This is a genomic window from Nocardia sp. FBN12 (genome assembly GCF_054031145.1).
Map to the genome: position 1 here is coordinate 2954311 of NZ_CM132926.1, position 23025 is coordinate 2977335.

18 protein-coding genes are annotated in these 23025 nt (G+C 70.0%); 5 read left to right on the plus strand and 13 right to left on the minus strand.

Annotated elements, in window-relative coordinates; genetic code table 11:
* Window positions 1-71 precede the first annotated feature (71 nt).
* Window positions 72-782: a response regulator transcription factor gene (locus tag ACWZHB_RS14340; protein ID WP_427908434.1), complete on the minus strand. Its 711-nt coding sequence runs from the start codon at window positions 780-782 to the stop codon at window positions 72-74.
* A gap of 203 nt (window positions 783-985) precedes the next feature.
* Between ACWZHB_RS14340 and ACWZHB_RS14345 the strand changes: the two genes are divergently transcribed.
* Entirely contained in the window at window positions 986-1930 is a 945-nt protein-coding gene (locus ACWZHB_RS14345; protein ID WP_427908435.1) for a threonine/serine dehydratase, read from the plus strand.
* A gap of 124 nt (window positions 1931-2054) precedes the next feature.
* On the opposite strand, the gene ACWZHB_RS14350 is transcribed toward ACWZHB_RS14345, so the two are convergent.
* The 3 genes from ACWZHB_RS14350 to ACWZHB_RS14360 form a co-directional block, all read right to left on the minus strand.
* Window positions 2055-4634, minus strand: coding sequence for a helix-turn-helix transcriptional regulator (locus ACWZHB_RS14350; RefSeq protein ID WP_427908436.1), 2580 nt, complete (start codon window positions 4632-4634; stop codon window positions 2055-2057).
* 74 nt (window positions 4635-4708) lie between these two features.
* Complete coding sequence (locus ACWZHB_RS14355; RefSeq protein ID WP_427908437.1) at window positions 4709-5827, minus strand: catalase family protein; 1119 nt, start codon at window positions 5825-5827, stop codon at window positions 4709-4711.
* Entirely contained in the window at window positions 5824-7653 is a 1830-nt protein-coding gene (locus ACWZHB_RS14360) for a peroxidase family protein (protein ID WP_427908438.1), read from the minus strand. Before ACWZHB_RS14360 ends, ACWZHB_RS14355 begins: the two co-directional genes overlap by 4 nt.
* Window positions 7654-7890: 237 nt before the next feature.
* Between ACWZHB_RS14360 and ACWZHB_RS14365 the strand changes: the two genes are divergently transcribed.
* Window positions 7891-8631, plus strand: coding sequence for a hypothetical protein (locus ACWZHB_RS14365; protein ID WP_427908439.1), 741 nt, complete (start codon window positions 7891-7893; stop codon window positions 8629-8631).
* A 197-nt stretch (window positions 8632-8828) separates the two neighbouring features.
* Here ACWZHB_RS14365 and ACWZHB_RS14370 read toward each other — a convergent pair whose 3' ends face one another.
* From ACWZHB_RS14370 to ACWZHB_RS14385, 4 genes are all read right to left on the minus strand, one after another.
* Complete coding sequence (locus ACWZHB_RS14370; protein WP_427908440.1) at window positions 8829-9209, minus strand: hypothetical protein; 381 nt, start codon at window positions 9207-9209, stop codon at window positions 8829-8831.
* A 116-nt stretch (window positions 9210-9325) separates the two neighbouring features.
* The gene (locus ACWZHB_RS14375) at window positions 9326-11440 is read right to left on the minus strand and encodes a trypsin-like peptidase domain-containing protein (RefSeq protein WP_427908441.1); all 2115 of its coding nucleotides are present in this window, start codon (window positions 11438-11440) and stop codon (window positions 9326-9328) included.
* A 100-nt stretch (window positions 11441-11540) separates the two neighbouring features.
* Window positions 11541-12344: a M12 family metallopeptidase gene (locus tag ACWZHB_RS14380; RefSeq protein WP_427908442.1), complete on the minus strand. Its 804-nt coding sequence runs from the start codon at window positions 12342-12344 to the stop codon at window positions 11541-11543.
* A gap of 89 nt (window positions 12345-12433) precedes the next feature.
* Window positions 12434-12799, minus strand: coding sequence for a hypothetical protein (locus ACWZHB_RS14385; protein ID WP_427908443.1), 366 nt, complete (start codon window positions 12797-12799; stop codon window positions 12434-12436).
* Between the two features lie 114 nt (window positions 12800-12913).
* Between ACWZHB_RS14385 and ACWZHB_RS14390 the strand changes: the two genes are divergently transcribed.
* On the plus strand, window positions 12914-15904 hold the full coding sequence (locus ACWZHB_RS14390) for a toll/interleukin-1 receptor domain-containing protein (RefSeq protein ID WP_427908444.1): 2991 nt from the start codon (window positions 12914-12916) through the stop codon (window positions 15902-15904).
* Between the two features lie 10 nt (window positions 15905-15914).
* Window positions 15915-16433, plus strand: a complete 519-nt coding sequence (locus ACWZHB_RS14395) for a RipA family octameric membrane protein (RefSeq protein ID WP_427908445.1) — start codon at window positions 15915-15917, stop codon at window positions 16431-16433.
* Between the two features lie 42 nt (window positions 16434-16475).
* Here the strand turns inward: ACWZHB_RS14395 and ACWZHB_RS14400 are convergent, their stop codons facing one another.
* Together ACWZHB_RS14400 and ACWZHB_RS14405 are read right to left on the minus strand one after the other, a co-directional pair.
* Window positions 16476-18023: a M6 family metalloprotease domain-containing protein gene (locus tag ACWZHB_RS14400; RefSeq protein ID WP_427908446.1), complete on the minus strand. Its 1548-nt coding sequence runs from the start codon at window positions 18021-18023 to the stop codon at window positions 16476-16478.
* Window positions 18024-18165: 142 nt separating this feature from the next.
* Window positions 18166-19275 carry a trypsin-like serine peptidase gene (locus ACWZHB_RS14405; protein ID WP_427908447.1) on the minus strand — a complete coding sequence of 370 codons (1110 nt, stop codon included), beginning with the start codon at window positions 19273-19275 and terminating at the stop codon, window positions 18166-18168.
* A 232-nt stretch (window positions 19276-19507) separates the two neighbouring features.
* Here ACWZHB_RS14405 and ACWZHB_RS14410 point away from each other — a divergent pair, with 232 nt between their 5' ends.
* On the plus strand, window positions 19508-20419 hold the full coding sequence (locus ACWZHB_RS14410) for a hypothetical protein (protein ID WP_427908448.1): 912 nt from the start codon (window positions 19508-19510) through the stop codon (window positions 20417-20419).
* Window positions 20420-20579: 160 nt separating this feature from the next.
* Here the strand turns inward: ACWZHB_RS14410 and ACWZHB_RS14415 are convergent, their stop codons facing one another.
* From ACWZHB_RS14415 to ACWZHB_RS14425, 3 genes are all read right to left on the minus strand, one after another.
* Entirely contained in the window at window positions 20580-21155 is a 576-nt protein-coding gene (locus ACWZHB_RS14415) for a Uma2 family endonuclease (RefSeq protein WP_427908449.1), read from the minus strand.
* A gap of 121 nt (window positions 21156-21276) precedes the next feature.
* Entirely contained in the window at window positions 21277-22131 is an 855-nt protein-coding gene (locus tag ACWZHB_RS14420; protein ID WP_427908450.1) for an SDR family oxidoreductase, read from the minus strand.
* Between the two features lie 33 nt (window positions 22132-22164).
* Window positions 22165-22950 carry an FHA domain-containing protein gene (locus ACWZHB_RS14425; RefSeq protein ID WP_427908451.1) on the minus strand — a complete coding sequence of 262 codons (786 nt, stop codon included), beginning with the start codon at window positions 22948-22950 and terminating at the stop codon, window positions 22165-22167.
* Between the last annotated feature and the right edge of the window lie 75 nt (window positions 22951-23025).

Here is a 23025-nt window from a genome sequence, read left to right on the forward strand (position 1 = left end):
ATATCTAACGTGCCCAGCAGACTTTGCGGTCTTTGTGTCGAGCTCTTTGCGGTTGTATGACGAATCGTTTACTACGACTGCACATCGAGGCGATACCCGAGACCACGCACGGTAACCACGATGCGCGGGTCGGAAGGGTCGCGTTCGATCTTGGTGCGCAGTCGGCGCACGTGGACGTCGACGATTCGCTCGTCGCCGAAAAAGCCCTGGTCCCATACCCTTTCGAGCAGTACGGAACGGCTCAGCACCCGGCCAGGCGTCTCGGCCAGCTCACACAGCAACCGGAATTCGGTGACCGTGAGATGGATCTCCTCGGCGCCTCGTCGCACCGCGCCCGCGTCGGCCGCGAGCACCAGCGGAGTGTGTGGATCGGCGTCGAGCACCGCCTCGGGGGTGGTGTCGCGATCGGCGGTGATGCGGGCGCGACGGCGGAGCGCGCGCATCCGGGCGGTGATCTCTTTGATTTCGAACGGCTTGCTCACGAAGTCGTCGGCCCCCGCCTCCAGGGCCGCGACCACGTCGTGGGTGTCGTAACGGGTGCTGATCACGATGATCGGCACGTCGTGGTCACGACGGATCTCCCTGATGCAGTCGAAGCCGTCGGCTTCGCCGCGCATCAGGTCGACGATCATCAGATCGGGTGGCCCGTCGTTACGCAGCCGATCGAGGGCGTCGGAAGGGACGCCCGCCTCGGCGACGGCATACCCTTCGTCCTCCATCGCACGACGCAGGTTCCCCCGCATCTGGACATCGTCGTCCACGATCATCAGGTTCGCGCTCATGTGTGTGCACATCCTTTGCTGACACGCCGGGCGTGCGCCGGTGCACTGGGGGTTTTCGCGTCCCCAGACCGACACGACTACCCGCCTTCGAGCTTGTTACCGATCTGTTATGTACCCAGACTGGTGCGGGCGTAAACCCGTCGTAACAATTCGCCCGCTCAACAGGCGGATCGACGGGACCTGACCGGTGGCATAGTCGAGGGGTGACCCCGACTTTCGCTGACATCGAAGCCGCCGCGGCGCGGATCGACGGACTGGTTCGCCCGATCACCCTCGCACCGGCCGGAGCTGGGCCGGACCCGCTGTGGTTCGCACTGGAGTTCTTGCAGTTCACCGGTACTTTCAAGGCGCGAGGTGCGCAGAATTTCGTGCGTGCGCACGCGGCCGCGGAAACGTTGCCGGACGCGGGTGTGACGATCGCCTCGGGCGGCAATGCCGGGTTGGCGTGCGCGTGGGCGGCACGGGAGGCGGGGGTGCCCGCGACGGTGTTTCTGCCCGAGACCGCGCCTGCGGTCAAAATTGGTCGACTTCGTGAATACGGCGCGCAGGTGCGACTGATCGGTCCGGAATATAAGCAGGCGTTGGCCGCCTGCCGGGAATTCGCCGAGACCAGTGGTGCGCTGGCCGCCCATGCCTATGACAATACGCTCGTCGCCGCGGGCGCAGGCACGCTCATGCGCGAGATCCAGGCGCAGCTGCCCGATCTCGACACGGTGCTCGTCGCCGTCGGCGGCGGTGGTTTGTTCACCGGAACCGCGGTCGCCGCACAGAATTTCGGGATTCGCACCGTAGCCGTCGAACCACAGGGCTGTCGATCGCTGAACGCCGCGCTGGAAGCAGGCCGCCCGGTGGATGTCACCGTCGACTCGATCGCCGCCGATTCCCTCGGTGCGCCGAATGTGTCCGCGATGGCGTTGGCCGCCGCCCAGCATCCGAGTGTGCGGTCGCTGCTCGTGCCCGACGAGGCGATCCGGGCGGCCAGGCAACAGCTATGGGACCGGCACCGGATCGTCGTCGAGAACGGCGCCGCCACCGCGCTGGCGGCACTGCTCGACACCGGCTCGGGCCCTGTCTACCGCCCCGAACCCGGCGAACGGGTGTGCGTGATCCTGTGCGGGGCCAATACGGACCCGAGCGATCTCGTCTAGGTTCTGTCTCGCAGTGGTGAGAGCGGGCGATCGGCGCGCCCTCACGAGGGCCTGAGTCACTGGTTGAGCACCGCGATGCCTCGCGCGCGGCACCGCGGGGAGGGACTGCGACTCCCCCGCGACCTCAGATCAGTTTCGCGAGCTGTTCTCGGTCGCCGGCGTCGAGTTTGATGCAGGCGCGGTAGATGTGGCCCTCGACGGTGCGGACCGAGACGCAGAGGCGTTCGGCGATGGCGCGATTGGACAGGCCGCGGGCGATGAGGGCGGCGATCTCGCGTTCGCGTTCGGTGATCGGCAGGGGGCGGGCGGCGCCGAGGATGGCGGGGGTGGTCGCGTTGTCGCAGCGGGCGGCGAGGGCGAGGGCCTGGGCCGCGGCGGCGGCGCCCTGCCTGCGGTTGCTCGCGCGATCGTGGACGGGCACGGCCTGGGCGGCGGCATCGGCGGCCGACAGGAGCAGGCCCGCGGTCTCGAATTCGGCGCTGACCGCGCTCAGGCCGGCCGGGTCCGCGGCGGCCACCGCGGCCGCGTGGCGCGCGTAGAGGCCGGCCACCGGGCCCTGGACATGACCGGCCAGGGCGGCGAGCCGGGTGGCCACGCGCCGGTCGCCGAATCGCGCGGCGTGGTGCAGCGCTTCGGCTTCCAGTGCGAACTGGCCGGACCGGTGGGCCAGATCGGCGGCCCGGCGGGCCAGGTCGATCGCGCAGTGGACCCGGTGCTGGGCGGCGGCGAGCCAGGCCTGGGCGATCAGGCGCTGGGGCTCGTGCAGCAGCGTGTGCGGCCCGTGGTGTTCCTCGGCCTCACCGAGTACCCGCTCGGCGTGCTCGACCTCCCCCATCGCGGCACAGCAGCGGGCCAGCAGTAATCGCGCCGGCAGTTTCCACGGCAGGGAGTTCTCGGCGTCGAGGGCGGCGAGTGCCTGGTCGAATGCCGCGATCGCGTCCCGGAACCGGCCCCGGTAGGTGGCCACGACGCCGGCCGCGATGCGGGCGATCGCCCAGCCGACGAACTGGCCGGCCGAGGAGAAGTCGCGGTATTCGTCGGCGCGCCGGTCGGCCTGGTCGAGATCGCCGATCATGGTCAGCGCCAGCACATCCCCGTAGCGGACCATGACCCGGATGATGCCGTCGGTGGACTTCTGCTCGGAGCGGATGAGCGCGGCGATGGGGGCGAAGTCCGCGCCGCGACCGGCGACCGGCAGGGCAAGCCCGAGTGCGAACGCGGCGAAGTCGACCGCCTGCCTCGGCGCCACGGGGTCGGCGAGCACCTGCTCGGCGACGGCGACTCCCTCGGCGATGCGGTTCTCGTGCACGGCCATCGCCGCTCCCACCGCGTCGACGGTGACCCGCAGGGCGGGGTGATCCACGCGCGCGGTGAGCAGGTCGATCAGCTCGCGGCTCCGGTCGACGTCGCCAAGCAGCCAGAACCGCAGGCTCGCGCGCAGCACTCCCCACTGGACGAGCTGGAGCTGGTCGAGCCGGTCGGGGTCGAACCGGGCCAGGATCTCGTCGGCGTCCTGCGGCCTGCCCTGCCACAGCAGCGCCCGCGATTGCAGTTCCGCCGCGCGCAGTCCCCCGCCCCGCTCGCGGGCCGCGCGCGCGAGCCGTTCACCCAGCGGCAGATTCGACAGTGAGACAGCGTCTTTGGCGGCGCTGATCAGCAGCCCGGTGTCGATCGGCTGATCGCTGTCGACGCACAGCCGGGCCAGCCGGATCCGGTGCGCGGGGGTGCTGAGGTCGCGCTCGCGCAGGACGTCGACGAGCCGGGCCCGCCGCACCCGTGCCCCGGCGGTCCCGATCCGGCGGCGCACCACATCGCCCAGCAGCGGGTGACTGAATCGCACCGCGACGGCGCCGCCGTCGCGGCACACCCGGATCAGGCCGGTGTGTTCGGCGGCGTCCACCGCTTCGGCGCCGGCCAACTCGGTGAGGATGTCGATATCGAGAGGCTCGTACACGGCCAGGGTCTCGAGCGCGTCGAGCACGTCGCGCCGGGCACGGGTGAGGCGTTCGTCGAGCAGGTCGGCCAGGCCCGCGGGGACCGCGGTCGGGCCGCGCAGCTGCCAGACCCCGTTGACGTCGGTGAGCGTGCCCGCCTCGACAGCGCCCTCGACCATGTTCCGCAGGAACAGCGGGTTGCCGCCGGAGGACTCCCACAGCACGTCGGCGCTGAGCCCTTCCAGGGTGCCGCCGAGGACGCTCTCCACGAGCGTGGTGCACTGCTGTTTCGTGAACGGCGACAACTCGATCCGGTCGAGGAAGCCGTCCTTCCACAGTGAGGTGACCGCGTCCGGCACCACTTCCCCGCAGCGCACGGTGGCCATGATGCGTGCGCCCCGGTCGAGCGCGATCTGGTGCAGCAGGGTGGCCGAGAGCCGGTCGAGCAGGTGGGCGTCGTCGACGCCGACGATCGTGCCCGGCTGGGCCAGGAGATTCTCTCTCGCCGAATGCAGCAGCGCCAGCGGGTCGCGTGAGGCCGAGGGCGCGATCCACGGTGCGAAGGCGCCCAGCGGGATCGCCTGGGAGGACTCGGTACAGGCGACCCAGCGCACGGGCTCGGCGAGGGTCGCGGTGACAGCCCGGGCCAGGGTGGTCTTGCCGACACCGGCCGCGCCGACCAGCACCGCACCGCCGTGTCCGTCGGTCAGCGCCGACCGCACGGCCTCGTGTTCGGTGGGGCGATCGAGTAGCTGCCACATACCGCCCATACCGGTGAAGTCTAGTTCCCGGCCCGCGACCCCACAACGATCGTTAGCAGGTGCCTGTGTGGCATATGAGCTGGTCACGGCGGTAACTCTGCTGCGTCTCGTGGCTCGATCCGTGGTGCGTTGTCGACGTGATGGCGGTAGTTGCTCGACGCCTCATAGACCCGCAACTTGAGCCGGTTGATCGAACCCAGTGGCCGGTGCGCCGCCAGTCCGCGCCAGGAGTTGAACGACAGGACCTCGTCGCCGTATGCGCGGCGTGCGGGCGTGTACGGGTCCTGGGTGCCGAATCGCAGGGTGGCCACGGTGCAGTGGGGGGACTCGCGCTCGGGCCAGGCGACGGTGGCGTCCTCGATCGGCATGGTCTGTGTGTTCGTGCACAGCTGGGCACGCAGTTCGTAGGTGGCGCTGTGCTCGGCGAAGAAGTCGATCACCGATTCGCGGTGGACGTTGATGCCGTCGCCGACCGGTTGTCCGTGCAGGGCGACGGCCTCCGGGGAGACCGGGGTGAACAGCAGTTTGGCGATGTAATCGCCGTAGCGCAGCGGCGCGGAGGTGTAGAAGGTCTCGCCGAGGATGTGGGTGTTGGGTGCGATGAAGACGCCGAGGTTCGGTGGGACCCGCAGCCCGATCCGCCGCAGCAGGTGCCGGTCCACCCCGGCGAGCAGGTCGCTGCCCGCGCGCAGGACATGGTCGGGGAGCCGGGCCAGGGTCCAGGCGGTCGGCATGCCGCGGGTGAGGTAGGCGTGGGCGTCGGCGAACAGGAACTCCCGGTGGGTGACCATGATGAAGTCCTGGGTGGTGGCGGTGTCGCCGGGCATGGCCCGCGGCCCCTGGACGCCGAGCACTTTGATGCCGAGACCGCGCACGCCGCGCAACTGGTCGCTGCGAATGGCCCCCGAGGTGCTCGACAGGCGGGCGATGACCGGGTAGCTGCGCGGTGTGGCGAACATGCCCTGTGCCAGTTCCGCAGGCAGATCCGCGTGCACGGTCAGCTCGCCGCGCAGGATGCCGTGGCTCTTGGCGTGCGCGTCGCGCATGCCGCGCTTGTTGCGGCGGTAGGCGCGCTGGTTGTTGCTGCGCAGCACGGCGATGATCCGGTCGATGTCGGCGTCCTCGTCGGGGCGCGGGTGCTCCACGTCCGGTCGGTAGCGCAGATAGTCCGGGTTGGTGCGCGGCGCGGCCACGTCGGTCATCGTGCTGCCCTTTCCTCGGTGTGCCGCGTTGAGCGCCACGGTGCGAACGGGTTACCGACTCCGTCCAGAGCCGGTGCGAGCGTGGGGAAATGCCGCAGCAGGACGCTGCGCATCGAGTTGTCGGCCACCCACGCCATGCCCGCCTCGGTGTAGATCTCGGGCCGGAAGTCGGTGGTGAAGAAGCGATCCGCGGACAACCGCCGTGAGGCCATCAGCACGAAGACGCGGAACGCGGTGTCGCTGAACCCGAATCCGGGCAGCTTCGGCTCGGCGTAGAGCCCGACCATCAGGTCGACGTTGTCGACATCGCCGTACACCTGCGCCAGTTCCCGCGCCCAGGCCGGATCGTCGGTCATCCGGTCGAAGGAGGTCACCGGTGGTAGCCGCAGTTGCCTGCGGAACTCGTTGTAGCGCGGGACGCCCCGCTCGCGCACCCGCAGGATGTCGACGGTGGCGAGATCGAGCATCGGGCGGCCGGGGCGCGTCAGATGGCGCAGGTGCTCTGGGTAGTTGTGCAGGGTCAGTGCGCCGGGATGGGCACGGCCGAAGGAGTAGAACAGGGTGTCCATCGGGGTTTCGGTCAGCCGGTCGCGGATGGACTCCACCCCGAGATCCGGGAAGGGGTGGGTGGCCAGTACCCGGTCGTCAGCCAGGTCGCGCACGGTCAGGTCGTCGGGGATCAGCGGGTGCATGCGGTAGACGGCGACGAACTCCTCGGTCAGCGAGTAGGGCACGCCGAGGTCGTCGACCGCGGAACCCGGTATGCCGCACAGGACTTCGCTGCCCGACAGCCGCCCGAAGCGGCGGGTGAGGCGTTCACCGAGTACACCGAACCAGTTGGCGCGCATGGCCGCGACCGTGGTCGGGTGGGCGATGATCGCGGGGGTCCAGTCGATGGTGTGGATCTTGGCGACCAGTGCCGAGTTGACCAGCCGGGCGGTGTCGTAGAGCTGCTGGTCGGTCAGGTCGGGGTAGCGCTGGGCCAGGCGGCGGCAGATGGCGTTGTGTTCGCGCAGGAACAGCGAGTGCAGCAGGGCAAGGCCGACCCAGGCGTTGACGGCGGTGTCGTCGAGCGCGAGCAGCCGGGCCGCGTCGAGCGGAGGCAGGCCGAGTTCGTCGACGAGGAGTTCGCCGTCCTTGCCCGATCGCAGCGCTTTCGCGAATTCGACTGTGCTGCCGTAGATCTGGGAGGCATCCCACCAGTGAGAGCTGGTGGTCGTGAAGGTCGGCGGGTCGCCGGGTTCCGGGGCGGGCACCGTCGGGGTGCTCGGTATGGTCATGGGCGGTTCCGGCCAGTCGTCGTGATCGCCGAGGGTGACGGTGAACGGGGCGGTGTCGTCGCGGGCGTGGCTGAACCAGTCGTGCACCTCGAACTGGATCCAGGCGGCGGCCAGCAGGTTCAGGGTGCTCGCGGGCCGGAACCGGTCGCGGCGCAGCAGGGTGGCGCTGACCAGGCGGGGGTTGGGTTCCATGAGCTTGTCCCCGGTCTCGGGGAAGGTCGCCGCGATCGGGGCGTTGCGGCCGAACCGGCAGCCGACCGAGCCGGTGCGCGGCACGTCGAGGTCGTTGTAGGTGCCGTCGACGGTGCGGGCCGCGCGGTGGGTGCCGTCGGTGTCCGGGGGCAGTGGCCGGTCGGGGTGGCCGCCGGTGTCGATGAGGTTGTGCGCCCGCAGCCGACTGCGCAGGCCTATCAGCACCACCAGGCCGAGCGGGGTCGGCAACCGTGACCAGCCGAGCCGCCGGTCGACCACCTCGGCGAGGTGAGCGAGCAAGCGGACCGGGTGGGCCGCGAACGGGACCAGGCGCTTCTGCCGGGGCGTGACCATCGGGAACCTCCTGGTGGCGGCAGGAATCGGACCACTGGCCAGTGTCGGCCACGGCACCGGCGCTGTCGCGAGTAGTGCACTACTCGGCTCGCCCGCGCGGGCCGCCGGGAGCAGGTGTGGGCGACGGCAGGTCCGGCGATCGAGTAGCGAATTACGCGTGCCCGTTCCTGGACGCTCGAGCCAAGCTGTATGCGAGTGCCGTCCAGCGGTGGTGGCATAGGCGCGGAAGGGGCAAGGATGACTACTCCGATCGAGATCGGGTTCGGTATCGGTGGCGATCCCGGCACCGCGCTGACCCTGCTCACCGGCACGACCGCCGCCGCGACGGCACACGAACTCTGGTTCGCCGCCCCCGCCCCGGGCGCGCCGGACCCGATGGCGTTGATGTCGAGCGGGATCACCATCCGGCTGCGCAGCGGTCCCGGTGACGATCTCGCGGTCGACCTGCTGCCCTGCTCGCCGCCCCGGCTGGCCGGGCGGTGGGCGGCGCCGTTCGTCGACGGTGACCTGGAATTCCGGATCGAGGGCGCCTGGCGCGGGATGCGCCGTGAGCTCGCCGCCTCCGCGGTCAGCCACCGTCCGGCCGGTGCGATCCGGGCCGCGGTCGACGCGGGCGGCGATGTCACCGAGATTCTCTCCCCCGCTCAGCGTCAGTTCCTGGTGAGCTGCACCCCGCCCGGTGTGGCGGTGGACCACCTGCGGGCGGTGGGGCCCGTGGTGAGTACTCGCTGGACCGGGATCCGGCTCGCCGGTACCGAGGTCACCGCCGAACGCTGGACCGGTGCGGGCTGCGATCTGCTCGAGGTCGCGGCGCGTGTCGTGCCGGTGTCCGGCGAGCCGACCTGGGCGCTGTGCAGCCGGGCGCAGGAGTTGCAGCAGCGGTGCCTCGACGCGCTGCGGGATCGCGATCTGCCCACGGCGACCGTCACCGACCGGACCTCGCATATTTTGCGCGCACTGCTGGCCGGCGACGGCTGACGGCGCCGCCGGTGCCGCGCACGTGACGATGAGGAAGTCGAACAGGACATGCAGCAGCGGTGCCTCGACGCGCTGCGAAACCGCGGTCTCCGCCCGGCGACAGCACCGACCGGACCTCGCACATGCTGCGCGCACAGCTGGCCTGCGACGGCTACCGGTGCCGCGGGGCGCCGCCGGTGCCGCCGGGGCGGCACCGCTCAGGTGACGATGGCGAAGTCGAACAGCACGCGCAGATTGTGTTCCGCGCCAACGTGATACCGCACTGTGGTGGTGCCGTCGCTGTGCGGGACCACCGCGAGTACACGCACCGTGTCGCTGTCGGGCAGGGGAACACCGTCAGGGCCGATCTCGGCCAGGCGCACCGAAATCCTGGTCCCCGCGCGCACCGTTGGGCCGGGGAAACCGAACACCCAGGCGCCGGTGCCGTGGGTGCAGAGGATCTTCTGTGTGCGCCGGGCCGATGCGTAGGCCCGGTGACCGTGGCCGCCGTGCCGGTGTACCGCCGGCGGCTCGTCCATTTCTTCTCTGGTGTCGGAGCTCGCGGCCAGGACCGCGTCCTCCGGATCCGCGTCGTACATCGTTGTACCTTTCGCCGAAATCCTTCCTGTTCAGGATCCCTCGCGACGGCCGGTTCCGAACGCGTAGGGCGCTACGCGAATCCGGAACCGGCCCGTGGACGGCGCGAACGATGCGCTCAGGCGCGCACCGCGCGGCCGATGGTGGCGGCGACCACCGGGTGGGCGAGGTACTCGTCGATGTCGTGCGCGTGTTCCTTCGAGTTCTCGACCGCGGCGTCGTGCACACCGGCGCCCCACACCGGCCGCAGGGGGCAGCCGATAGCGACGGGATCGCCCGCGTAGAAGGTGTTGAGCCAGTTGCCGACTCGTTCGGGGCGGGTCGCGCCGCCGGTGAGCAGCTTGCGGTAGACGGCGTCCAGTCCCAGCGGGCTGCCCGCTGTCACCAGCAGTCGCACATCGAGTTCGCGCGGCAGCTCGGTCAGCAGATCCAGTGCCACCACCGTCCCGAGACTGTGTGCGACCAGGATCAGTTCACCGGTGGCCGGCGTATCGGCCAGGACTGTCTCGAGGACGCCTTTGCGGACCTCGTCGTTGCCGAGATAGGCCGCGACGTCACTGAAGATGGCGCTGATGAGGAAGGTGTCCAGACCGCTGCGCGCGGCCAGCCAGCCGAGCTGGTCGTGCACCCGGCCGAGCAGGCCGGACCCGATACCGCGCAGCCCTTCCTCGGGGACGGCGTCGGTCTCGGCCCCTGCGGACGGCATACCCGCTGCTTCGGCGGCCTCGGTCACCAGACTCTCGTAGAGCGCGGAATCCGTTGCCCCCGTGGACTCCCGGTGCTCGAGGCTCGTGGCGAGCCGGTCGCCGTAGTAGGGGAAGTACGCGTCGGCGGCATCGATGGCCGCCAGGTCCGCCAGGGTGAGGCCCTTGTTCAAACCGGCGGTCCACACGCGGCGCAGGTCGCCGGGGTCGCGGCCCTGCTGGCCGCGGCCGTGCAGGAACAGCAGGCTCCGGCGTCCGCCGAACGCCGTCGTGTTACCGCGCAGACCGCGCAGGCGCGGGACCGATTCCTCCTGCGCGACAGCCGGTTGCGGTGGCACGACAGGTTCCGGCCGCACGACAGCCGGTTCGGGCCGCACGACAGCCGGTTCCGGTGGCACGACAACCGGATCCGCCTGCCCAACAACCGGTTCCGGCCGCCCGACGATCGGCTCCGGCTGCGAAACGACCCCGATGTCCTGCTGTGGTCCGACCACATCCAATCCGGCCTGTTCGCCGAGTTCGTCTAGCAGGGCCTTCTGCGCGGGATCGTAGCGACGCGAGCGCAGGTCGCGCAGGATCGCGCTCACCCGCACCCCTTCGTTGGCGATCCACTGCACGGCGTCGTCGCCGTCGCCGGGCTGCCAGCGCCTGCCGTCGAGGCGCAGGGTGTTGCCCTCGGTGTCCTGCGCGGACACGCCGCAGTGGTGCAGGGCGACGATTTCCCACTGGTCGTTGAACACCGGGGAGCCCGAACTGCCCGGTTCGGTGTCGGAGGAGTAGTTCAGGAAGTCGTCGAGCTGGAGGTCGAGCCGGTTGTCGCGGATCGAGATCTCCTTGAGCCTGCCCATCGGGTGGCCGATGACGTTCATGGCTTCCCCGATGACGATCTTGCCCTGCTCGGCGATCAGCGGATTCCAGCCGAAGGTCACGCCGGGCGCACCGTCGCCGGGTACGGGACCGAGCCGCACGAGCGTGTAGTCGAGTTTCTCGTGGGTGACGAAGAAGTCCTGCGGAACCGGGCGCACCCGGACCGGCGGGGTCGGTGTGCTGTCGAGATCGGTCTCGGCGCGGAACTCGACGATCACCCGCGCGGCGCTCTGCGCGGTCGGCAGGACGTGGTGATTGGTGAGCAGCAGCTGTGGGGAGACCAGTGAGCCGGTCCCGATCGGGACCTCCCGGCCGTTGTCGGCCAGGGAGATCCGCGCGACCGTGGCCGCCGCGCGGCCGCCGCGGCCGAGGAAGTTCGCCGCCTGGAGATCGTTGACCTGACCGATCACCCGTTCGAGCGCCGTGATCCGGCCGACGGGTTCGCCGGCAGCGAGGTCGGTCACTACCTCCGGGGGCACCTCGCCGTTGGCGAACAATCGATCCGCGCGGGCGACGATCTGTTCCTCGCTGTCCACGACATCGGACTCGGCCGTTCGGCGCCGCTGCTCGATGCGGCAGCGCTGGGCGGCGCTGTCGGCGTAGCGCTGGGCGGCGGCCGACACCTGTTCCCGCCATGCGGCAGTGCTCGTCTCGCTGGTCATGTCGATCACCTGTCCGGGTCGGGGTCGCTGGGATCTCAGCGTGCGCCGCGGCCCGTGGGACGGACACGAGTAGTCGATTACTCGTCTTCGGCCGCGCCATTCAGCCGCCGGCCGGGTCGGGGTAGATGGCGTGGGCGGCGGCGATGTCGCCCGCCGAGAGCTCGACGCGCTGTCCCATGCTGACCCCGGGCGGCAGCACGACCCTCGGGACGATGGTGGCCTGTCCGTTGATACTGAAGGCCGTCGCGGGGTAATGCATGATCGAGCCGAAGTCGTAGTCGCCGATGTCGTCGCCGTCGGTGATGTGCTGGGCGAAGTTGTGCCGGGTCGCGGGGTCGACGTTGACCAGTCGCACGTCGATGAAATCGCCGCGGTCCTCGCGGCTCTGCTCGTGCCACAGCCCGATCGCGTGTCCTATCTCGTGCACCACGGTCCCGATGGGCGCGGTGGCGGTGAGTTCGATGGTCTGCATGCCGCCGTGCCTGCCCACCGGCGACCGGCTCGCGGTACTCGGGATGAACCGGAGGAAGTCGGTATCCCCGGCGGTGCGCGGCACGAACCGCAGGTGGGTGCGCCCGTTCCAGTGGGCGACCGCGGCGGCCACCCGTTGCGGGTCGGGCAGTGCCGGGTCGACCTCGAACGGCACCACGCCATCGGGCCAGCGGAATTCCGCGCCGGTGATGACCACGCCCTCCGCCCGGTGCGGCGCCTGGATCGCCGCGAGGGTGCCAAGGACGATGTCGCCTTCGAAGACGGCCATGCCGTCGACCGCGGCGTAGCGCAGGTACCGCGTGCCGTGGGTGACGCTGGGCACGGCGGCGGTGCCCGCTTCGAAGCCGGACCGGAATTCGCCGGTGTCCTCGACGGCGGTGTGTGCCGCCGGGACGGGGTTGTGGATGATCATCAGCCGCACCTTCTGTGCCGGGGCGACCGTGGGCCGGTCGCGTCCACCTCAGTGTGGGCCGGGCGGCCCAGCCGGACACGGGTAGCCGACTACGTGTTCAGTGGCTCCGGCACGACGGTGACCGGGATGATCAGATTCGCCACTGTGCCCTGCGGCGGCACGGGAATCGCCATGGTCGAGACCAGGTCACCGGCGCGCAGGATCCCGTCCCCGGTCAGATCGACATGGCAGGCCAGCGCCTGCGCCGACCGCGCGGGTCCGGCCGGGGCGTGCAGTTCGAACGGGTATCGCGCACCCGGCCCGATCGGCACATCGGTACTCAGCTCGGCGAGCAGCGGTGCCGGTCCGTCGGCGAAGGTGACATCGCGCAGTTCGATCCGCAGCCGCGCCGGACGACGCGGGGCATCCGGGGGGAAGACGACGAATCCCCGGACCCAGCGCGACGGCTCGTCCATATCTCGAGGATAGGCGGCGCGGTGGCCCCGGATGCGCGTAGCCGACTACGCGTGACCAGCCGTGCCGGTCCAGGAAGACTCACGGCGACAGCGGCGAGAACGAGGTGACTCACCATGGGCGCCCAAACCTTCGACTACGACGCCTTCCTCTCCTATTCGCATGCCGATCGCGCGATCGCGGCCGGCATCCAGAAGGGCCTGCACCGGATCGGGCGGCGGATCGGGCGGTTGGCGGCACTGCGGGTCTTCCGTGACGCCACCGACCTGACCGCGAGCCCGGACCTGTGGGGCATGGTCACCGACGCGATGGACCGGTCCCGGTACCTGATCGTGGTGCTCTCGACGCGATCGGTCACCTCGAAGTGGGTCGACCGGGAGGTCGCTTACTGGCTGGCGACCCGGGGTCCCCGCAATCTGATGCTCGTGGTCACCGGTGGCCGACTCGGCTGGGACGAACACGGCGGGCGCATCGATCCCGCCTGCGCCGAGGTGGCGCTGCCCGCGCTCACCGTGCGCGGTGCGCTGCCCACCGAACCGTTCGGTGTCGATGTCGGCGGCGACGCGCCGTGGGATCCCGCGGCGCCGCTGTTCCGGGAGAAGGTCACCGATCTGGCCGCGCCCATCCACGGGAAGCCGAAATACGAACTGGCGAGCGAGGACGCGCGCGAGCTGCGCCGGTTCCGCCGGCTGCGGCGCGGCGCCGTCGCGGCGCTGGTCGTACTCACGATCCTGGCACTCGCCGCGGCGGGGGTGGCGGTGCTCCAGCGACGCGACGCCGTGCAGCAGCGCAATGAGGCCATCCACCAGCGTAATCAGGCGATCGGCCTGCGTCTGGGTTCGGATGCCGACGCCATGTTCGCCGGGGCCCGGCCGCGCGACGATCTCCGGGCGATCAACCAGGCGCTGGCGTCCCGGCAGCTGTCACCGTCGCGTGATCCGGCTGCCGAGATCCGCGCGCTCAACGATCTGAGCGCCACCGAGAAGATCATCCGGACCGGGCTGCCCTGGGCCATGCCCGCCGAAATCACCGCTGAGGCGCTGCGGCAGGAAACCGAAAGGTCCCGGCCGGTCATGGCGTTGGCCGTGCACCCGGACGGCCGACGCATCATCACCGCGGGTGCCGAACTGCGCACCTGGGACGGCGATACGGGTAGACCGGTTGCCACGGCACCGCTCGTCGCCGGCAGCATGACCGTCGCCTACGACCCGGACGGGCGCCGCGTCCTGGTCTCCGGAGCCGACCTGCGCTTCCTCGACGCCGAAACCGGCGCGCCCGTCGGCGAACCGTTTCCCGGCGTCACGGAGCCGCTCGGCGTGACGGCCATCAGCCGCGACGGCCGCTGGGTGGCAGGTGCCGGGCACGACGGCTCGATCCGCGTGTGGGACACCGGGTCCCGTACGTCTCCGATGGTGCTGACCGGGCACGAGGGCGAGGTCCACGCCCTGGCTTTCGGCCCCGACGGCCGCCTGGTCTCCGGCGGCGCCGACGCCACGGTCCGGCGGTGGGATGTCCGGGCCGGCGACACGGTCGGGGAGCCCCTGCGCCGCCACACCGCGCCCGTACGCAGCGTCGCGTACAGCCCCGACGGACTGCGCATCGCATCGGGCGGCGGACCCGACCTGAACGCGCCGATCGTGCTGTGGGACGCGAATACCGGCCTGCCCGTGGGTGATCCGATGACCGCGCACGAAGGCTACGTCGCGGCGGTCGATTTCGCCCCCGACTCCCAGCGGTTCCTCACCGCCGGTAACGATTCCATCCGGGTGTGGGATGCCGCGACCGGCGCGCCCGCGGGGCAACCGCTGATCGGCCACACCGGATACCTCACCGATGCCGCCTTCAGCCCGGATCCGGCCCGGCCACGCATCGCATCGAGCGCGGCAGACGGCACCCTGCGCGTCTGGAATGCCGACGCGGGCAACTCCCCCGGGCACCGCTGGCTGCCACCGGCCGCCGCCACCCCCGCGGGGCACGTGCTCTCGGAGCCGATCGGCAACCGCACCGTGCAGGTGCTGGCCGACCCGGCATCCGGGGAGCTGGAACCGTGGATCGTCGACCTCGAATCCGGTTCGCGCACCGGCCCGCTCAGACTGGCACAGGACCGAGCGATCACCGCCTACGCATTCAGCCCCGATGGTCACCGGGCCGCGTTCGGGCGGCAGGACGGCTCGGTCAGGATCTGGGACACGGCTTCGGGGCACCCCGTCGGCGAGTCGCACACCGGCTTCGGCAGCGCGGTCACCGATCTGGTGTTCAGCGAGGACGGCCGCCGGATCGCCGCCGGCGGCGAAGACCGGACCGTCGTCGTTCGTGAGGTCGACACCGGCCGGATGCTGGGACCGCCGCGGAGCGGACCGGCCGCGGCGATCACCACCCTGGCACTGGATCGGGACGGCCGTCACCTGGCAGCAGCCGACGACACCCATGCGCTGTGGCTCTGGGATGTCGATGCCGGAACCACTGTCGCCGGACCGATCGCGGGCCACGCCTACGATGTCACCCGGCTGATCTTCACCGGTGAACAGCGGCTGCTGTCGGTGAGCGTCGACGGTGTCCGTGGCTGGGATCCCGCGACCGGTCGCGGGATCCATCACACCAACCTCTCCGGCGTGGTCAACGCCTTCGCCGTGAGCCCGGACGAACGCTCCTTCGTCACGGCGACCGGCCTCACCCTGCAACGCTGGGACACGGTGTCCGGCACGGTGATCGGTGCGCCGATGGCCAAGCCGGGTGGTAAGACGCTGATGTTCGACGCGCTCGCGTTCACCCCCGACGGCCGCTATATCGTCGCGGGCGGCCTCGATGGCACCGTCCACCTCTGGGATGCCGTGACCGGTGACCCGGTCGGCGAACCGATGCCGGGACCGGACGGAATGATCCTGAGGTTCCAGATCGGTCCCGATAGTCGCGAGATCCGGGCGGACTGGGCGAGCCGCGACGGCACGGACAGCGGCATCTGGGTGTGGCCGGGGCCCGCGGCGTGGACCGGCACCTTGTGCTCGAAGCTCGGCGAGAACATGACCGAGGCCGAGTGGTCCGACTGGGTGTCCCCCGATATCGGCTACATCCGGCTGTGCCGGGATCTGCCCGGCCCCGGTGGATAGGAGAACGACCATGCATCCCACCGGCGACCGGTCGCCACTGCGCGAGCGGCTCTGGAACGATCCCGATCCGGCCCGCGCCGCGACCACGACCTACGACAGCGCGGTCCTCGAGCAGTACCGGCTCTGTGTCGAGATGGCCGACCGGGTCAGTGCCCGTCGCGGCCTGGCCAATTCGTTCTTCCTCACGCTGAACACCGCGATCTTCGCCCTCGCGGGCGCGCTGGCCACCAGGTCCTCGGCCGAAGGTACCTGGTGGCTGGTGATCCCGCTGGTGGCGGTGCTGTTGCAGTGCGGCGCGTGGTTCTGGCTGGTGCGCAGCTATCGGCTGCTCAACTGCGCCAAGTACCGGGTGGTCGGCGCTTTGGAGGAGCGGCTGCCCGCGTCACCGTTCTGGCGTGCGGAGTGGTGGGCGCTCGGCGAGGGCGTCGATCGTTCCCGCTACCTGCCGCTCTCGGACATCGAGCAGTGGATTCCCCCGCTGTTCGCGCTCGCCTATGTCTCGGGGTTTCTCGCGATCGTGCTGGGGTGACGGTGCGGGCTTCCCCGGCCCGCACCGTCACCCGCGCACCGGTCATCCGATCGAGACATCCTGTGGTGACGCCTGTTCCGCGGCCCGGATCGATGGATCAGTCTGCCCGTTCACCGTGACGGTCATGCTCGCGCCGACCGGTGAGGTCACGGTGACCTCGAAGCCGGAGGAGCTGCCGTCCCACCACCGGCTGCCCGGCGCGGTCGCGGTGCCGAATTCCGCGCCGGGCCCGGCGTAGAGATCGCCGGTGTCGCCGCCGTTGACCCGATTCTCCAGGTCGAACCGGTTGTCGGCCTGCTCGAGTGAGCACTCGTAGTGCAGGGCCGGGGTCATCTGCTCGTTGCTGTTGTTACCGAGTTCGTCGACGTGCCAGATCGCGACACCCTCGTCCGGCAGTCCCGCGTCGTGGCCTGCGCGGGCCCGGTTCTCCACGATGAAGTACTCCGTAGGGTTCCTCCGGTGGACGAGGAATTCGTTGCGCCCGGCCTTCAGCGCGACGGACGTGCCCGGGGTCGCGTTGCTCAGCGCGGAGGCCCAGCCCGCGACATTCTTCAGGTAGGCGCCCACCTGGGTGGGGTTCTTGTCCGGCCCGCCGAAGCACATCAGGCAGTAGTGCCCGATCCCGTTGCCCTCGTTGCCGTAGTCGTAGAGATCCGGGAAATCGCAGACCATGTGCCCGTTCTCGTGGCAGAACGTGCCGAGGGTGAGTTCGTCGCCGATATCGGTGATCTGGTAGTCGGCGAACCGCCTGCCCGGGCCCGCCGGGAAGGTCGTCTGCAGCGTCCACTGGTGGGGCCACAGTCCCTTGGACCACTGGTTGACCCGGTTCCCGGCGTAGAACACGTTGAGCGCGAGGATGTTTCCCGCACTGTCGGCGGTCAGCGCCGAGAAGTCGAAGCCGCCGGCGGCGAGCGAGTTCAGCGCCTCGTGGATGAGCTGCTGGGCGCGGGTGCCGAACGGCACGGACGGATCGGTGTAGTAGGCGCGGGGGTGCTGGGTCCGGTAGTAGGCAGTCACCGTGTTGCGGTAGCGCAGTCGCCCATCCGATACCGACCGGAAGTAGTCGGACACCGAACCGTTGTTCCCGAACCCGGTGTAGCCCGGCTTGTTACAGAAGTCGTCGACCTCGCCGCGGCTGATCGTGCCAGGGACGTCGGGGAATTCGACGAGCACGCACAGCCCGAGACAGTCGCCCGTCGCGGGCGCGAGCTCGGGTGCCGCTTCGCCCTCGGCCGCCCGGCGTGCCTGGGCCAGCGCACGTCGTTCCACCCAGCGGGGCGGCACCCCACCATCGGAGTAGGCGTCGCGCGCCGCCTGTTTCGCGGTCTCGGCGGGTCTGCGCAGATGCGGTGTGAGACCGAGGGATCGCGGGTCCTGCTCGCCCGGCCTTGCCTCGGTCGCGACCAGGTCGGTGCCGTCCTCGGACAGCGTCGCGTAGTGCTGGTAGCCCGTGGCGGGGTCTTCGACGACGGTGTACCCATCGGGGGTTTCGAACACGGCCTCGAACTGGTTGCCCCAGCCGCGGAGCCGGATCTCGGCGCCATCGGGTTCGGTGAAGGAGAATTCCTCACCGGCGAATGGTCTGGGCATGATGTCACCTCTCAGGAGTGGGATGCACTGGTGGATCACCAGGTTTTCAGCGCGGTGTTCGCCGGGCGCGAGTACCGGGCTACCCGAACACCGCGGGGTGTTCCGGCCTGCGCGACCGTGGACGCGCAGGCCGGAACCGGATTCAGGGCCAATTCGTGCGGGCCCAGTCGATGAGGTTCACCATCGCGGCGCCGCCGGCGTTGATGTTGTTGTCCTCGAGGACGGTGCCGTTGGGCGCGGTGATGATGTTGCCGCCGCTGAGTGTGCCGATGGTGTAGGGGATGTTGTCCCACCAGCCGAACAGCGGGCCGCCGGACTCACCCGGTGACGCGTCGCCCAGATGCTCCACTTCGGCGGCGTCGCCGTCGGGATCGTCGTCGATGACGGCGATCGAGTTCTGGTAGGCCGGCCGCTCCCCACTCGCGATGGCCCCCGGATAGCCGGTGAGCGTCCAGTAGGCGCCACCCTGCCAGGCCGGGCTGTACACCTTCGAACCCATCCAGCCGAGCGTGTTCCCCAGCGGTTCGTAGAGCCGCAGCACGCACATGTCCCTGGCCGCGACCCCCGGGTTCCACCCGCGGAAGTCGGAGACCCAGGAGGTCATGGCAGCGCCGGCCAGCGGTGCACCGTCCCAGTAGGACGGGACGAACAGCATGCCCCACTGGGTGGCCGTGTCCCACGGGCACACATGGCCCGCGGTGAGTACGTGCCGGGGCCCGACCAGCACGCCCGATCCCCGCCACGACCAGCTCGGCGACGCGAAATCGGTCTTGGTGAAGATCTTCCCGACACAGCCCCACGGATAGGTGCTGGGATAGTAGGTCTGGCGGTCCTCGGGCGGGAAGACGCCGTAGAAGGGCTGCACCTCGCTCCCGTCGACCCGCCGGATGCGCTGGCGCGGAGCGAATTCCATGGTCGTCTTCGGCTGGTACACCAGGGCGCTGGTGGCGGGCCGGTATCCGTCGGTGGATCGCGGGCCGCCTGCCGTCCCGACATCGTCGGCGTCGGTGACCTGGTATGCGGTGCGGCCGGGCAGGCCGGTGTGGATGCCGGGTGGCAGCCGCAACCGCAGTCCGCCGTCGACCGGTTCGACCAGGGTGGTGAGGTCGAGCTCGGTGGCGGCGATGGTGACGCTCTCCGCCGACGCGGCGGCGACCGCCTCGTCACTCGGCGCCGCCGTGGCGGGTTCGTCGAGGCGGGTGGCGAGTTCGTCCAGGGTGAGCGGTGGTGTGGGGATGTCTGCGCTGGTCATGGTCGTGCACCTTCCGGTCGGGTCGAGGGGACGAAAGCCCGTCGGCGAACCGGTGTTCCGGGCCGAGCGGGTGTCCCGATGGTCGCGCCGGGTCCGGGCGGCAGGCGCGAGTAACGGACTACGCGACCCGCGCACCCGGCGCATCCGGGTGCGAATCGCGTAGCCCACTACTCGCGTACGCGCCACGTCGGCGCCCCTACGGTGCAGTCGAGCCCGCGAGAAAGGCACGACGATGATCGACCCCGTAGAGATCTTCTGGACCCCGCGAGGAACTTCCCTGGCGGCCCTGGACACCAAGCGCCTGATCGACATCCACGACGGCGACACACCCAGCATCCGCATGCCGGTGCGCATGCTGTCGATCGATACTCCCGAGATCACCGCCGGTTCCGCCGAGGGCGCCGCCCGCATCGACGCGAAATTCCTGGAGCTGGCCGAATGGATCACCGACCGGCCTGCGCAGGTGCCGATCTCCCCCGACCTGGCCGCGTTCCTGCTTCCCCGACTCGCCGCGGGCAACGCGGGCACCCTGCAGTTCACCCAGGGCACCGCTGCCGCCGATTTCGCGAAAGACAATGCGGCCCAGCGGCTGACACTGCCCAACGGCAGACAACGCAGCCTGTTCGTGCGAATCGCCGACACGCCGTTCGACGGCAACGCACGCCTACTCGCCTATATCGCGCCCTCCCTGACACGGACCGAGCTGGCCACCCTGCCCCCGGAACAACGCTCCACCTTCAACCTGGACATGATCCGCGCGGGCTGGGCCGCACCGTTCGTGCTCTTCCCCTCGATCCCCGGCGAAACCGACCTGCCCATGCTGCTGCACGCCGCCGCCGATGCGGTCGCGGCGGGCCGCGGCATCTGGGCCGACCCACACACCATGCCCGCCTACGAATACCGCAGCGTGGAGCGCCTGCACAGCATCGCCAAGTCGATCATCGTCGACAACCGCCCCGTGGCCGATCCCCGGGGCTGGCGCGAACGCTATTGCGTCGATATGCGCACCCGCGAACTAGTCGGCCCGGAAGACTATTTCACCATCGACCCGATCTACCGCCTGTGGCTGTGGCCCGCCGACGTCCGAGAAGCCGTCACCACCCTCAACCTCCACCCCTCCCCCCGGCTCGCGGGGGCTGGATGAGGCTCGTCACCACCATGACAACTACGACCCTGCCGGCCGCCTCATCCGCAAGGTCACCACTCGAATCTCCCGTAAGCCCGCCGTAAAGGCGTTGTCGGATGCGGTTATCGAGCTCGATCTGAAGCCACCGATGGAATGCCGTCCAACAACGTCACACGGCTCAGCGTGTGAGGTCGGCCAGTTGGATGTCGAGAGTGACCGGGACCGTGGTAGTCAGCCGGTCGCGGTGCACTCCCGTAGCCACATAGACACCGGTTGTGTCATCGAGTTCGTAGGTGTGCACGACTGGCAGGCCCGATTCGTCCTCGATGCGCCAAAAATGCCGTAAACCTGCTTCGGCGTAGAGGCGGGGCTTGTAGCGCCGATCCCGGTCTTCGGACTCTGCCGAGACGATCTCGACCACCAGATCGACTTCCTCGGGCAGGAAGCGTGTGCGGTCTGGGGAGTACGGGACGCGGGCGGCGATGATGTCCGGCTCCGGTCGGCTCCGGTTGTTCAACTTGATGGTCATCTGCGCTTCAACAGTCCGCTCGGCGGGCACAACTAGCTCCAACGCGGCAGTGAGCCTGCGGATTACCCGGTCGTGCCAACTCCGCTGAGGGGACATGTTGAAGATCAGCGCTCCATCGAGCAGCTCGGTGTGGCGAGGGGCATCGGGCGGCAACAGATCGAGGTCATCAGCTTCCCAGCCGCTGTCGCGCGGCGGGTACATCCACTGCGGAATCGCGGTGCTCACTGAAGCGCTCCTTCCGCTCGGGGGCCGACCTGCGAATCGGCGTTGGCCGGTCTCGCCAAGTCTAGATGAGACCCGCCATCACCGGCGGCACACCGCGATCCCGGAATCGTGGACGCACTCGTCAGCGGACCAGCTCGTTCTTGGTGGCGTAGTTGGTCATCGCGGAGTTCAGGCCGCGCATGGCCAGCGTGTAGGCGTAGGGGAAGTAGCGCTGGCCCCAGTGGGCGAACTGGATGTCGCGGGAGGTGTAGACCCAGTAGCGGTTGCGTTCGACGCCCTTGATCACGGCCGTGGCGGCCTGGTCGGGGGTGACGGCGTGGCGCATGAACAGGCCGATGGCCTTCTGGAGGGCGGCGTTGTCGCGGTCGACGCCCGCGATGTCGATGGTGTCGGCCATCGGGGTGGCCATGGCGCCGGGGCAGACCAGGCTGACGCCGATCTTGTGGCGGCGTAGGTCGAAGCGCAGCACCTCGGAGACGCCGCGCAGGCCGAACTTGGTGGCGCTGTAGGGGGCGTGCCACGGCAGGCCGAAGATGCCGGCCGCCGAGGACACGTTCACCAGGTGGCCGCCGCGGCCCGCGGCGATCATCGGGGTGATGAACTCCTCGATGACGTGGATCGGGCCCATCAGGTTGATGTCGACCGTGCGGCGCCACTGCTGGTGGGTGAGCTTGTCGACGGTGCCCCAGGTGGCGATGCCCGCCACGTTCATGACGATGTCGACGTTGCTGACGGCTTCGAAGGTGTGGGCGGCGAGGCCGACCACCGCGGAATGGTCGCTGACGTCGGCCGCGTGCGCGAGATGCACCGTGGCGCCTGCCGCGCGCAATTCCTCGGCGGTGGTGGCGAGGGCGTCGGCGGTGATGTCGGTCAGGACGAGCGACGCTCCTTTGGCGGCGGCCGCGAAGGCGGTGGCGCGGCCGAGGCCGCTGGCGGCGCCGGTGATCAGGCAGGTCTTCCCGTCGAACTTCGTCATGGTCCCGACCCTACGTTTGGTGAACAGCTGCGTCTACGGTTCCGTGGTGATCGCGATGGTGGTCCAGCCGCCGACGTGGATGCGGCTGCCTTCGCGCAGCGCGACCGCCTGCTGCGGAGGGATCGGCTTCTCGGCGCCGTCCAGGCTGGTTCCGTTGGTGGAACCGAGGTCGGTGATGGTGAGTGCGCCACCCTGATCGACCTGGATCATCGCATGGGCGCGCGAGACACCGATGTCCACGGGGGCGATGCCGAGGTCGATCTCGGGCACGATCCCCTGCGAGGCCGATCTTTTTCCGATCAGGAACTGATTGCCGCGCAAGATGATTCGGCGTTCGGGATAGAAGTCCGGGAATTCGACGCGTTCGGCGTCGGGTCCCTTGCGCGCTTGCACGCGAACGTAGAAGTCGCGGTCGGCGAAGATCCGCGCGACCCACGTCCTGGTCCGGCCACTGTCCGGGATCGCGCCCGCCGCGATCACGGTCGGATCGAACGTGCCGCCGGGCCGCGCGCCCGTGAGCGACGGATCAGCTGGATCCGGTCGCGGGCCCCGCTGCGACAGGTCGGGCCGCGCACCCGACGAGGACGGGTCGCGTCGCGCACCGCCCTGCGACAGGTCAGGCGACGCACCGGCGCTCGTCGGATCGGCCGGGTCCGGCCACGCACCGGCACCGGACGCGGCCGAGTCGGACCGGTCGCCGACTCGCGACGCGGCGGTGGGCGGCGGTAGGGCCGAATCGTGGCCGCAGCCCTCGCAGAAGCGCCCACTGGTCGGGGCTTGGCAGTGGGGGCACAGTCGCAGGGCCGCCTGGTCGGGCACCGGTGCACCGCCGAGTGCCGAGCCGCACACATCGCAGTAGTCCGTCGACTGCGACTGGTGTCCGTCCGCGCACAT